This is a genomic window from Streptomyces guryensis, from assembly GCF_021261325.1.
Classification (GTDB): Bacteria; Actinomycetota; Actinomycetes; order Streptomycetales; family Streptomycetaceae; genus Streptomyces; species Streptomyces guryensis.
Map to the genome: position 1 here is coordinate 269,425 of NZ_JAJSBI010000004.1, position 12,922 is coordinate 282,346.

The following is a 12,922-nucleotide window of genomic DNA, read 5'->3' on the forward strand; positions in this document are numbered from 1 at the left end:
CGTCACCTGCCGGGGTTCGTGGTCGTCTGGGCGGGATCGGCTTCCGGGGCGGCGGGGGCCGCGGCGGGCGCCGGTGGGAGCAGGACGAGCGGCATCTGCACCGCGGACTGAGCGACGGCCCGGCTGACTGACTGCTCGCCGGCCACCGACGGGACGCCCTTGACGGTGCCGTTGGGATTCAGGAACGCGGGGTCTCCGCCGGGCATCATGCCGAGCTCGCGGGCGCGCTGCTGGAGGGCCTCCGGAGCGGAGTAGGAGTCGATGTCCCGCTGGAGCCCCTGTTCCTCGTCGGTGAGGCTCTTGGTGTCCTTCTGGAGGTCGTCGAGCTTGAACGAGCCTTCGCTGAGCGCGGAGTTCAGCACCAGGAGGGCGATCAGGCCGCCGCCGAGGAGGAGCACGACGAGAAGGACGAACGGGGTACGGGCCGCCTGCGCCCGGCTCCCCGCTCCTGGGATGAGCCGTGCGAGACGGGCGGCCCGCCCCTTCAGTTCGGGTTTCCTGCTCACTCGGCCTCCAGTGACTCCGGTTCCCGGGCCCACTCACTCGCCAACTCGTTCACGCCCCTCATTCGATGGACTCCCTGATGCGCTGGGCTCCGCGCAGCCGCGCCGGAGCCGCCCGCCGGTTCTCGGCGACCTCTTCCTCGGTGGGAAGTTCGGCACCGCGGGTGAGCAGCTTGAGCCGGGGCTGGTACTGCTCGGGGACGACCGGCAGCCCGGGGGGCGCGGTGGTGGCGGCGCCGGCCGCGAACACCTGCTTGACCAGGCGGTCCTCCAGCGAGTGGTACGACAGGACGGCGATCCGTCCGCCCACGTCGAGCGCCTGCACGGCGGCCGGGATCGCCCGCTCCAGGACGGAGAGCTCACCGTTGACCTCGATGCGCAGGGCCTGGAAGGTGCGCTTGGCCGGGTTGCCGCCGGTGCGCTTGGCGGCCTGCGGCAGCGCGTCCCGGATCAGCTCGACGAGCCGCGCGCTGTTGCTGAACGGCTCCTTCTCACGCTCCCGGACGACGGCGCCCACGATCCGCTTGGCCTGCTTCTCCTCGCCGTACGCGCGCAGGATCCGGACGAGTTCACCGGCCGGGTAGGTGTTGAGGACCTCGGCGGCGCTGACACCGGTCGTCTGGTCCATGCGCATGTCCAGAGGGGCGTCCTGGGCGTAGGCGAAGCCGCGGTCGGCCTCGTCGAGCTGCATGGAGGAGACCCCGAGGTCGAACAGGACGCCCTGCACGCGCGCGATGCCGAGCCGGTCCAGTACGTCCGGGAGCTCGTCGTAGACGGCGTGCACCAGGGTGGCCCGCTCACCGAAGGGCGCGAGCCGCTCGCCGGACAGCCGCAGCGCCTCCTTGTCGCGGTCCAGGGCGACCAGCCGGGCCTCGGGGAACTGCGTCAACAGGGCCTCGCTGTGGCCGCCGAGACCCAGGGTGCAGTCGACGACCACCGCTCCCGGCCGGTGCAGGGCAGGGGCCAACAGGTCCAGGCACCGCTGGAGCATCACCGGGACGTGTCGACTCTGGCTCAAGGGGCCCTCTCAGATCCGGCGCGGGCCTACGCACCGCCGGGTCCCCGCCCGCTCGTGAAGGGGAGGCCTGCCGGCGCCAGGAGCGTCAGCCGACCGGGAGCGGGAGGAGGCCGAGCCGTACGTACGCGCCGCGCACGTGGGGAGACCGTCCGTGCGCGAGCCGGGGTCTCCGGGGATTTCCGTCCAGCAGGGAGAGCCTCGCCTCCCGCTTCGCGTCACTTTAGTCCACGGTGTCTCGCGGTCAATCAACTGGCCTGCGCGTCGCGCCCCGGCGTGAGTGTGAAGCGGCAAATCCGGGAAAATCACCCGTACGGCTTTACCTCCGCCACCCATGTGGGTTACCTCACAAGAGGACTGTGATGACGCTCTTCTCCCGCTCTCACACCGCGACCCAATCGTCTGTGACCAGTACCGTCACAGGTATGACGACTTCCGCATCCATTCCCACCGAGTCCGAGGGCGCCATACGCGGCGGCACCGTCACCGACCGCCTGGTCGAGGCGAACGGACGGTACGCCGCCGCGTTCACCGACCCCGGCATGGACGCCCGCCCCGTTCTGCACGTGGCGGTCGTGGCCTGCATGGACGCCCGCCTCGACCTGCACCAGGCACTCGGCCTGCAGCTCGGCGACTGCCACACCATCCGCAACGCCGGCGGTGTGGTCACCGACGACGTGATCCGCTCGCTCACCATCAGCCAGCGCAAGCTCGGTACCCGCAGCATCGTCCTCATCCACCACACGGGCTGCGGCATGGAGTCGATCACCGAGGACTTCCGCACCGAGCTGGAGGAGGAGGTCGGCCAGCGGCCCGCCTGGGCGGCGGAGGCCTTCGCGGATGTCGACCAGGACGTACGGCAGTCCATGCAGCGGGTGCGCACCTCGCCGTTCCTGCAGCACACCGGCGACGTACGCGGCTTCGTCTTCGACGTGAAGACGGGTCTGCTGCGCGAGATCGACCCCGCGTAACGGCGTCCGGCCCTTCTCGTTTTTCGCAAATCCCTCGCACTCTGGAGCCCAAGCGTCACAAAACCCGACATACCGCAGCCGGTTGTCCACAGTCGAGTGACACGAAACGGTAACGGCAGCAAGAATGCGGGGTGTGGCGTCACGCGGGACCATTCACGCGTGGTGTCCGTGTTTCGGGGTGGGCCGGTCCGCATCGCAGAGCGACGGCCCGGAGAAAGAACGGGCCGAGGAGGGCCGGGTGACGACCTATGACGATCGAGCGAGCCTTACAGATCTGACTGCCACTGTGGAGCGGGTCCGCAGTTCGGTGGAAGGAGTGATCGAGGGCAAGCCCGAGGTCGTACGGCTTTCGCTGACCGTACTGCTCGCCGAGGGACATCTTCTGATCGAGGATGTCCCCGGCGTGGGCAAGACCATGCTGGCCAAGGCGCTGGCCAAGTCCATCGACTGTTCGGTGCGACGTATTCAGTTCACCCCCGACCTGCTGCCCTCGGACATCACGGGTGTGTCCATCTGGGACCAGCAGCGCCGGGACTTCGAGTTCAAGCCGGGCGCGATCTTCGCGCAGATCGTGATCGGCGACGAGATCAACCGCGCCTCGCCCAAGACGCAGTCCGCGCTCCTGGAGTCGATGGAGGAACGCCAGGTCACCATCGACGGGCAGACCTACGAGCTGCCCAGCCCGTTCATGGTGGTGGCCACGCAGAACCCGGTAGAGATGGAGGGCACCTACCCGCTGCCGGAGGCCCAGCGCGACCGCTTCATGGCCAGGGTCTCCATCGGCTACCCCAGCGCGGACGCCGAGCTGCAGATGCTCGACATCCACGGCGGGGTGAATCCGCTCGACGACCTCCAGCCGGTGGCCCACGCGCACGACATCGTGAAGCTGGTCGAGGCCGTCCGCGGCGTGCACGTCGCCGAAACGGTACGGCGGTACGCGGTGGACCTGGTCTCCGCCACGCGCACCCACCCGGACCTCAGACTCGGCGCCTCCCCGCGCGCGACGCTGCACCTGCTGCGCGCGGCGAAGGCCTCCGCCGCCCTGAGCGGCCGGGAGTACGCCCTGCCGGACGACGTGCAGGCCCTTGCGGTCGCCGTCCTGGCCCACCGGCTGCTGCCCACCGCCCAGGCCCAGCTCAACCGCCGCACCTCGGAGCAGGTCGTGCAGGAGATCCTGCAGCGCACGGCGGTGCCCGCGGCGCCCCAGCAGCAGCCCGGCTTCGGCGGCCTCGGTCGCGGTACGCCCGCGTACCCCCAGCAGCCGCCGCGGAGGCTGTGATGACCACCGGGGGGCCGGGCCGCCCGGACACAGGCCACAGCGAGAAGGGCGGCGTCCGTACCGCTCTGGCGGGCCTGACCACCCGCGGACGCTCCTTCCTGGCCGCCGGTATCGCGGCCGCCATCTGCGCCTACGTCCTGGGACAGAGCGACCTGCTGCGGGTCGGCCTGCTGCTCGCCGTGCTGCCTCTGATCTGCACGCTGTTCCTCTACCGCACGCGCTACCGGGTGGCCGGCAGCCGCCGGCTCACCCCCGCGCGCGTGCCCGCCGGCAGCGAGGCCCGCGTCCATCTGCGGATGGACAACGTCTCGCGGCTGCCCACGGGCCTGCTGATGCTCCAGGACCGGGTGCCCTACGTGCTCGGCCCGCGCCCCCGCTTCGTACTGGACCGGGTGGAGCCGGGGGGCCGCCGCGAGGTGTCCTACCGCGTCCGCTCCGACCTGCGCGGCCGCTATCCGCTGGGCCCGCTGCAACTGCGCCTGACCGACCCGTTCGGGATGTGCGAGCTGACCCGGTCCTTCTCGACGTACGACACCCTGACGGTCATCCCGCGCGTGGAGGCGCTGCCGCCTGTGCGGCTGGCCGGCGAGGCGAAGGGGTACGGCGACGGGCGGCAGCGGTCGCTCGCCCTGGCCGGCGAGGACGACGTGATCCCGCGCGGCTACCGCTACGGCGACGACCTGCGCCGCGTCCACTGGCGCTCCACCGCCCGCTACGGCGAGCTGATGGTGCGCCGCGAGGAACAGCCCCAGCGCGCCCGCTGCACGGTGCTGCTGGACACCCGGGGCCTCGCCTTCCAGGGCGCGGGCCCCGACTCGGCCTTCGAGTGGGCGGTCTCGGGCGCGGCGTCCGTCCTGGTGCACATGCTCGAACGGGGCTTCTCCGTACGGCTGTTGACCGACACCGGCAACTCGGTTCCCGGCGAGGGCGCCGACGGGTTCGCCGGCGCCAGCCAGGAGACGGCGGACGCGGCCGGGCTGATGATGGACACCCTCGCGGTCGTCGACCACTCCGACGGCGCGGGCCTGTCGAGGGCGTACGACGTGCTGCGCGGCGGGAACGAGGGACTGCTGGTGGCCTTCTTCGGCGACCTCGACGAGGAGCAGGCGGCGGTGGCCGCCAAGATGCGGCAGCGCAGCGGAGGCGCGGTCGCCTTCCTGCTGGACAGCAGCGCCTGGGTGCGGGAACCGAGCGATGTGCCCGGCCCGTTGGACAGGAGCGAGGAACGGCTGCGGATGCTGCGGGAGGCGGGCTGGACGGCCCTGAAGGTGCCGCGGGCCGCACCGCTCGCCGAGTTGTGGCGGCAGGCGGACCGCGATCGCACGGGTCTCGCCGCGACGAGCGGGACGAACGGTGGGGGGGCGGGCTCATGAGCGGGCGGGCACGACTGGCGCTGTGCGCCTGGGCGGCCACGCTGATGGCGTCCTGCGCCCTGCTGCCGCTGGTCTCGCCGTCCACCTGGATCATCCAGGTGGCGGCCATGCTCGCCGTGCAGACGGGCGTGGGCGCGGCGACCCGGCGGGTGCCGCTGGCCCGGCCTCTGACGGTGGCGGCGCAGGCGCTGGTCACGCTGATGATGCTGACCCTGGTCTTCGCACGGCAGCAGGCCCTCATGGGCATCGTCCCCGGCCCCGGCGCGTTCCGTCACTTCGCGGACCTGCTCCAGCAGGGCAGCGACGACATCGCGCGATATGCGATCCCGGCGCCCCTGGAATCGGCCGGCATCCGGTTGATGATCCTCGGCGGGGTCCTGGTGATCGGCCTCGCGGTGGACGCCCTCGCGGTGACCTTCCGCAGCGCGGCCCCGGCGGGGCTGCCGTTGCTGGCGCTGTACTCCGTGGCCGCGGGGCTGTCCGACGGCGGCACCGACTGGCTGTGGTTCCTGGTCGCGGCGGCCGGCTATCTGATGCTGCTCCTGGCCGAGGGACGCGAGCGGCTCTCGCAGTGGGGCCGGGTCTTCGGCGGGGCGGCGCGCAACCCGGGCGGGGAGCTCGGCGCGGTGGCGCCGGTGCGTACCGGGCGCCGTATCGGAGCGGTCGCCCTGGGTGTCGCCCTGATGGTGCCGATCGCCCTGCCCGCGATGAACGGCGGCCTGCTGGACGCGGCCCGGACCGGCGTGGGCAACGGCAACGGAAGCGGTGGCACCATCTCGGCGGTGAACCCGCTGGTGTCACTGCGCGACAGTCTGAACGTGGACGAGGACCGCCAGGTCATGTCCCTGAAGACGAACAGCAACGACATCTCGAATCTGTATCTGCGGATCGTGTCCCTGGACGACTTCGACGGCAGCACCTGGAAGCCGTCCAAACGGCACGTCACCGGTGTACCGGACAGTTTCCCGACCCCGGCCGGCCTCGGTGGGGACGTCAAGCGGGCGGAGATAGAGACCCGTATCTCGGCGGCCGACTGGTACGCCCAGGACTGGCTGCCGATGCCTTACCCGCCCAGCGGCGTGGACGTCGGCGGGAAATGGCGTTACGAACCGGTGGGCATGACGCTGGTGGGCGACCACGGCGAGACCACCCGCGGGAAGACCTATCTGGTCAAGAGCCTCGATGTGCAGCCGACGGCGGAGCAGCTCGCCGACGCCCCTGAGCCGCCCGCGTCCCTGAAGCGCGACTACACCAAGCTGCCGGACTCGGTGCCCGCGGTGGTGGCCAGGACCGCCCGCAAGGTCACCGACGGCGCGACCAGCCACTACGAGCAGGCGGTCAAGCTCCAGGACTACTTCGCCCTGAGCGGCGGCTTCCAGTACAGCACCCAGGTGCAGGTCGGCACCGGCCCCCAGGCGATCGCCAAGTTCCTGAAGGACAAGCAGGGCTTCTGCGTCCACTTCTCCTTCGCGATGGCGGCGATGGCCCGCAGCCTGGGCATACCGGCCCGGGTCGCGGTGGGCTTCGCCCCGGGTACTCCGCAGGCGGACGGCTCGGTGTCGGTGGGGCTGAAGGACGCGCACGCCTGGCCCGAGCTGTACTTCGAGGGCGTGGGCTGGACCCGGTTCGAGCCGACGCCGAACCGGGGCGTGACCCCGTCGTACACACAGTCGGACACGCCGGACAGCAACCTTCCGCCCGTGCCGCAGTCCTCGCAGTCGGCCGGCTTGTCGGCGTCGGCGGCGCCGTCGGCGAGCACGAGCTGCTCGCCGCAGCAGAAGAGGCTCGATGCCTGTGCCGCCGCGCTCCCGCTGAACACGGCCACGCCGGGCGACGACGGTCTTCCCTGGTACAAGATCGCCGGATGGTCCCTGCTGGGGCTCCTGGCGGTCGCCGTGCCGCTGCTGCCCATGCTGTGGCGGCTGCGGCGGCGCTCGGTGCGACTGGCCTCGGCCCAGCACACCGTCTCCGGCCCGGCGCTGAGCCGGGACGGCCGCAAGGCACGGGACGCGGACGCGGGGAGCACGGGCGACGTCGACGTGACGGCCCTGCCGGTCGAGGCGGATGCGCGGTACGCCGCGGAGGTCGCCGCGGGCCACGTCCTGGCCGTCTGGCGCGAACTCACCGACACGGCCTGGGACTACGGCATCGTGCCGGACGACGCGCTGACCCCGCGCAAGGCGGCCGCACGCATCGTGCGGCTCGGCCAACTGGATCCGGCGACCGCCGAATCGGTGCACCGGGTGGCGGGTGCGGTGGAGCAGGTGCTGTTCGCGCCTGAGCCGCAGGACGTGCCCGGACTGGCCGACGATGTGCGCAGGCTGCGGGCGGCACTGCGGTCCGGGGCCGGCTGGACCACCCGGGTGCGGGCGGTCGTGGCGCCCCGGTCGGCCATCCGCGCGGTGTGGGACCTCTCGGACCGCTGGACTGCCTTCAAGGCCCGCTGTGCCGACCGCTGGTCGACGCTGGTGCGACGCCCGTCCGGGCAGCAGAGCGGCTGACGGCACCGCCCCTCTTCCGGGCATACGTGAGGGGGTGACCACCCCGGCGGGGTGGTCACCCCCTCACCTGCGTCTGCGAGGAACCGTCCGCGATGAACGGTGGGAGCCGGGCTAGTGGCCCTGCTCGTCGCGGCGGCGCTGCCACCGCTGCTCGATGCGGTCCATCATGGAACGCTTCTGCCGTCCCTGACGGCGCGCGTGCGGAGCACCGGCCGCGGGCTGTTCGCCCGGCTTGGGGGCCTTGCGCCAGCCGGTCACGGCGAGCACGGCACACCCCAGCATGACCAGGAAGCCCACCACGCTGAGCCAGACCTGCTTGGCGACCATTCCAGCCATGAGGAGCGCGATACCCACGAGGAAGCCCGCGACCGCCTGGTAGACCCGTCGCCGGGTGTACGTACGCAGCCCGCTTCCCTCAAGCGCTGTCGCGAACTTGGGATCTTCGGCGTACAGCGCTCGCTCCATCTGCTCGAGCATGCGCTGCTCGTGCTCCGAGAGCGGCACGGAGTCCTCCTCATCGTGCAGTCGCCGGGGCGACCCGGGGGGTCCCTTCAGGATAGGCAGGGAATCGCCCCCGTGAAACCCGCCCCTCTACGCCAATTGGCCAACCGGAATCCGCCATGGACGTCCCGGCTCGCTGAATCTTGCATTCCCCAGCGGCCGACCCGTCATGCCGAGCGGTCTCCCTCGATCATACGGCGCTGAACGCCCGATCGGGGGGCCTGTGGCGTACTCCATGTGCGGCCAAGTCCCTGATCAGCGGCGCACCACAGGAGGCGGCTCAGGCCTCGGTGGCCCCCTGTGTCTCGCCGAGCACATGGAGCTGGGTGGCCACGGAGTGGAAGGCGGGGAGTTCCGCCGCTGCCTCCTCCAGTTTCAGCAGCGCCTCCAGGGCACCGGGCTCGGTGTCCACGAGGACGCCCGGGACGAGGTCGGCGAAGACCCGCACGCCGTGCACCGCGCCGACCCTGAGGCCCGCGCCCTCGACCAGCCCGGTGAGCTGTTCTGCGGTGAAGCGGCGCGGCACGGGGTCGCCCGCGCCCCAGCGGCCGTTCGGATCGGCGAGGGCCTGCCGCGCCTCCTTGAAGTGGCCGGCGAGGGCGCGTGCGAGCACGGCGCCGCCGAGGCCGGCGGCGAGCACGCTGAGGACGCCCTCGGAGCGCAGGGCGGCCACCGCGTTGCGCACGCCCTCGGCCGGGTCGTCGACGTACTCCAGGACGCCGTGGCACAGCACCACGTCATAGCCACCGCGCTCGACGACGTCGAAGAGGCCGTGGGCGTCGCCCTGGACACCCTTCACCCGATCGGCGACGCCGGCCTCGGCGGTGCGGCGCTCCAGCGCGAACAGCGCGTTCGGGCTGGGGTCGACGACGGTGACCCGGTGGCCGAGGCGGGCGACGGGCACCGCGAACTTGCCGCTGCCGCCCCCGGTGTCGAGCACGTCCAGCGACTCCCGCCCGGTGGCCTTCACCCGGCGTTCGAGGGCGTCCTGGAGGACCTCCCAGACCACGGCGGTACGGAGGGAGGCGCGGGGGCGGCTCGGATCCGACACGGCAGTTGACTCCTCGGCGCGGCACCGCCCATTGCACGGCGGAGCGAACGGGGCGCCTCCCCGGCCGGGGTACGGAGGGAAGGCTTCAGGCGCCCTCCACCCTATTGCCTCCGCCGCCCCACCTGGTCACCGCGCGGGCCTGCCCGCCGAACGTCTCGTACGGCGGACGCGCTCAGCCCGTGTCGGGGAAGCCGCGGTCGCTCTCCGCGTCGGCCTGCGGATGGTCGGCGTCCTGGCGCGGCTGCGGCAGGACCGGCTGGAGGACGAGCATCCGCTCGACGAGGCGCAGGAACATCGCCACGTCGCGTATCAGGTCGTCGGCGTCCCGGCGGCCGGCCGCGCCCTGGATGCCCGCCTCGGCCAGGGCGCGGCGCCGCGCCCCGGAGGCGAACAGCGCGCTCCACTCGGTCAGTTCGGGCGCGATCTCGGGGAGCACTTCCCAGGCGCTCCTGATGCGGGCGCGGCGTCGGGAGGTGGGCTCGGGGCGGCCTCGCGCGGCGAGCACGGCGGCGGCCGTGCGCAGAGCGGCGAGGTGCGCGGTGGCATAGCGCTCGTTGGGCGTTTCGAGGACTGCTGCCTCGTCAAGTCCTGCGCGGGCCTGGGCGAGCAGGTCGAGGGCGGCGGGCGGGGCCGTGGACCGGCGGAGCACCGGGTGGACGTCGCTCGCCGGGCCGGTCAGTGAGGGGGCAGGGCCGGTGGCGCGGCGCCGGCGGGCGGCGGCTGCGTGATAGCTGGCCATGACGAACCTCCTGTCGTCTGCGTGACGGCATGCCCTGATACGGGATGCCGTATGTGCCCATCGTGCGGTATGCCACTGACAATCCGTTCCGACCTGCACTTTTGCTTCGATCGAAGGTTCGGAGTAGTTTTTGCACTGACCAGTCAGTTCAATTACAGGGGATGGGGGAACCGTGCCCGGAATCGGTGTCACGGCCCGCGGCCTGGGAGTCAGGGGCCCTCGCGGCTGGGCGTTCCGCGACGTCACGTTCGACGCGGAGCCCGGCTCGCTGATCGCGATCGAGGGACCGTCCGGGTCCGGCCGTACCTGCCTGCTGCTCGCGCTCACGGGACGGATGAAGCCCACCGCGGGAGCAGCCGCGGTGGGTGAATGGACACTGCCCAAGCAGATGGCGGCCGTGCGCCGGGTCAGCGGGCTCGCGCACGTCGCCGGGGTCACCGACCTCGAACCGGCCCTGACCGTGGGCGAGCATCTGCTCGAACGGGCCCTGCTGCAGCGGCGGTTCGCCGACTCGCTGCGCGCGCTGCTGCGGCCGCGCAAGGAGCGCACGGCCGAGGCCAGACAGCGGATCGACACCGCACTGGCCGCCGCGGGGCTGGACCGGGAGGCCCTGCCCAAGGGTTCCCGGACGGCCGTACGCGACCTGGAGCGGCTGGAGGCGCTGCGGCTGTCCATCGCGCTCGCCCTGCTCGGCCGCCCCAGGCTGCTCGGCGTCGACGACACCGACCTGAAGCTCTCGGACGCCGAACGCGCCGAGGTCTGGACGCTGTTGAGGTCGATCGCCGGGGCCGGGACGACCGTCGTCGCGGTGTGCAGCGAGGCCCCACAGGACACGGTCGTCGTAGCCACAACGGAGAAGGCCGCAACGGAGAAGGCCATCACGGGGAAGGGGAAGGCCGATGCGCTCGCCGAAACTGGCCGCTCTTGAGCTCAGGCGGTTCCGCCGGGGCAGGCTGCCGCGCGCCGCACTGGTGGCGCTGCTGGTGCTGCCGCTGCTGTACGGCGCGCTGTACCTGTGGTCGTTCTGGGACCCGTACGGCCGTCTGGACCGCATCCCCGTGGCGCTCGTCAACGACGACAAGGGGGCGACGGCCGACGGGAAGAAGATCGCTGCGGGCGACGCCATCACCGAGGGGCTGCGCGACAGCGACACCTTCGACTGGCACGAGGTGAGTGCCGGCGAGGCACGCGCGGGCGTGGAGGACGGGACGTACTACCTGTCGCTGACCATGCCGTCGGACTTCAGCAAGCGGATCGCGTCCAGTGCGGGCGCCTCCCCGGAGACGGGCGCGCTCCAGGTGCGCACGAACGACGCCAACAACTACATCGTCGGGCAGATCTCCCGGACGGTTTTCAGCGAGGTGCGCCAGGCCGCGTCCACGAAGGCGTCGCGGTCCTTCCTGGACAAGATCTTCATCTCGTTCTCCGACATCCACGGGGCGACGGTGAAGGCAGCGAACGGCGCCGACCAGCTCAACGGCGGCATCGGCAAGGCGGAGCAGGGATCCAAGGACCTCGCCGACGGCCTGAAGGACGCCAAGGACGGCAGCGGCAGGCTGTCGAAGGGCCTGACGAGGCTCGACACCGGCGCGGGCGCCCTGGCGGACGGCTCGAAGCAGGTCGCCGCGGGCACACAGACGCTCGCCGACAAGGTCGACGGGATCGACGAGAAGGTGGGCCCCTTCCTCAAGGGCAACGAGAAGACCATCGGGGACACCGCCCGGCTCGTCGCCGACTCCTCGAAGGCGATCCGCGACAACCTGGACACCCTGGTGAAGACGGCCCCGGCCGCCGCCAAGGGCGCCCACGCGGCCTCCACCGCACTGAACGACGTCTACCGGGCGCGCTGCGAGGACGCCGTACTGCCGGATCCGGCCTGCTCCGACCTGAAGAAGGCGAAGGACGCGGCCGCCGACGTGGCGACGGTCGCCGACGACCTGAACTCGCTGATCGGCGACCAGCACGGCGACCTGAAGAAGCTCGACGGCAACCTGGCCACACTCCAGACGCAGGCCCAGGCGCTCGCCGACCGGGCGCCGCACCTGTCCGAGGACCTCGATGACGCCGTCTCCAAGATCAACAAGCTGAACGAGGGCGCCGGAAAGGTCGCCGCCGGAGCGCGGAAGCTGCACCAGGGGCTCGGTACCGCCACGAGCGGCGCTGGAGACCTGGACGAGGGCCTCGGCAAGCTGAAGACCGGCGCCGAGACCCTCAACGGCGGCATGTTCAGGCTCGTCGACGGCTCCGGGAAACTCGCGGGCGGCCTGCACGACGGCGCCGGAAAGATCCCCGACTACGACAAGCAGGATCGCGACCGGCGCACCGACGTCATGGCCGACCCCGTCAAGCTGGTCTCCAAGGACCTGCACAAGGCGCCCAACTACGGCACCGGGTTCGCCCCGTACTTCATCCCGCTGTCCCTGTGGGTGGGCGCGATGGTGGCGTACATGCTGATCCCGCCGATGAACCGGCGCGCGCTCGCCACGGGCGCCCCCGCGTGGCGGATCGCGCTGGCCGGCTGGCTCCCGGTGGTGGCGATCGGCGTCCTGCAGACGGTGTCCCTGATGGCGGTACTGCACTGGGCGATCGGCCTCCAGATGACCCGGGCGGCCGGAACGATCGGCTTCCTGTTCCTGGTCACGGCGTGCTTCGGGGCGATCGTGCAGTGGCTGAACGCGCGCTTCGGAGCGGCGGGCCGGATCCTCGTCCTCGCCCTGCTGATGCTCCAGTTGACGTCCGCGGGCGGCACCTACCCGGTGCAGACCAGCCCCGGCTTCTTCAACGCGCTCCACCCCTTCCTCCCGATGAGCTACATCGTGGGCGCCCTGCGCAGGCTCATCACGGGCGGCGGCCTGGGACCGGTGTGGCACGCGTGCGTGGTGCTCGTCGCGTTCGCCGCGGGCGCCCTCGCGCTGACCGCGGTGTCCGCCCGCCGCCGGCAGGTGTGGACGCTGGACCGGCTGCACCCGGAGCTGAGCCTGTGAGCCCG

Annotated in this window: 11 protein-coding genes; 6 read left to right on the forward strand and 5 right to left on the reverse strand. The window is 71.8% G+C overall.

Features of this window, described 5'->3' with window-relative positions; all coding sequences use genetic code 11:
• Positions 1 to 2: 2 nt before the first annotated feature.
• Entirely contained in the window at positions 3 to 506 is a 504-nt protein-coding gene (gene ftsL / locus LJ657_RS10750; protein WP_232648204.1) for a cell division protein FtsL, read from the reverse strand.
• A gap of 58 nt (positions 507 to 564) precedes the next feature.
• A complete protein-coding gene (rsmH, locus tag LJ657_RS10755) occupies positions 565 to 1,521 on the reverse strand; it encodes a 16S rRNA (cytosine(1402)-N(4))-methyltransferase RsmH (protein ID WP_269786292.1) in 957 nt (318 codons plus the stop codon).
• A 359-nt stretch (positions 1,522 to 1,880) separates the two neighbouring features.
• Here rsmH and LJ657_RS10760 point away from each other — a divergent pair, with 359 nt between their 5' ends.
• From LJ657_RS10760 to LJ657_RS10775, 4 genes are all read left to right on the forward strand, one after another.
• Positions 1,881 to 2,489: a beta-class carbonic anhydrase gene (locus LJ657_RS10760; protein ID WP_372487897.1), complete on the forward strand. Its 609-nt coding sequence runs from the start codon at positions 1,881 to 1,883 to the stop codon at positions 2,487 to 2,489.
• Between the two features lie 238 nt (positions 2,490 to 2,727).
• A complete protein-coding gene (locus LJ657_RS10765; RefSeq protein ID WP_232648206.1) occupies positions 2,728 to 3,768 on the forward strand; it encodes an AAA family ATPase in 1,041 nt (346 codons plus the stop codon).
• Entirely contained in the window at positions 3,768 to 5,141 is a 1,374-nt protein-coding gene (locus LJ657_RS10770; RefSeq protein ID WP_232648207.1) for a DUF58 domain-containing protein, read from the forward strand. The genes LJ657_RS10765 and LJ657_RS10770 overlap by 1 nt, the downstream gene beginning before the upstream one ends.
• Positions 5,138 to 7,642 (forward strand): transglutaminase TgpA family protein, encoded by a 2,505-nt coding sequence (locus tag LJ657_RS10775; RefSeq protein ID WP_232648208.1) that lies wholly within the window; start codon positions 5,138 to 5,140, stop codon positions 7,640 to 7,642. Before LJ657_RS10770 ends, LJ657_RS10775 begins: the two co-directional genes overlap by 4 nt.
• Positions 7,643 to 7,753: 111 nt before the next feature.
• Here LJ657_RS10775 and LJ657_RS10780 read toward each other — a convergent pair whose 3' ends face one another.
• The 3 genes from LJ657_RS10780 to LJ657_RS10790 all read right to left on the reverse strand — a co-directional run bounded on the left by LJ657_RS10780 (position 7,754) and on the right by LJ657_RS10790 (position 9,933).
• The gene (locus LJ657_RS10780) at positions 7,754 to 8,146 is read right to left on the reverse strand and encodes an SCO2097 family morphological protein (RefSeq protein ID WP_232648209.1); all 393 of its coding nucleotides are present in this window, start codon (positions 8,144 to 8,146) and stop codon (positions 7,754 to 7,756) included.
• Positions 8,147 to 8,423: 277 nt separating this feature from the next.
• Positions 8,424 to 9,194, reverse strand: coding sequence for a methyltransferase (locus LJ657_RS10785; protein WP_232648210.1), 771 nt, complete (start codon positions 9,192 to 9,194; stop codon positions 8,424 to 8,426).
• Between the two features lie 172 nt (positions 9,195 to 9,366).
• Positions 9,367 to 9,933, reverse strand: coding sequence for an SAV_6107 family HEPN domain-containing protein (locus LJ657_RS10790; RefSeq protein ID WP_232648211.1), 567 nt, complete (start codon positions 9,931 to 9,933; stop codon positions 9,367 to 9,369).
• Between the two features lie 172 nt (positions 9,934 to 10,105).
• On the opposite strand from LJ657_RS10790, the gene LJ657_RS10795 reads away from it, so the two are divergent.
• Positions 10,106 to 10,861, forward strand: a complete 756-nt coding sequence (locus LJ657_RS10795) for an ATP-binding cassette domain-containing protein (protein WP_232648212.1) — start codon at positions 10,106 to 10,108, stop codon at positions 10,859 to 10,861.
• The gene (locus LJ657_RS10800) at positions 10,833 to 12,917 is read left to right on the forward strand and encodes a YhgE/Pip family protein (protein ID WP_232648213.1); all 2,085 of its coding nucleotides are present in this window, start codon (positions 10,833 to 10,835) and stop codon (positions 12,915 to 12,917) included. The genes LJ657_RS10795 and LJ657_RS10800 overlap by 29 nt, the downstream gene beginning before the upstream one ends.
• Positions 12,918 to 12,922: the final 5 nt, after the last annotated feature.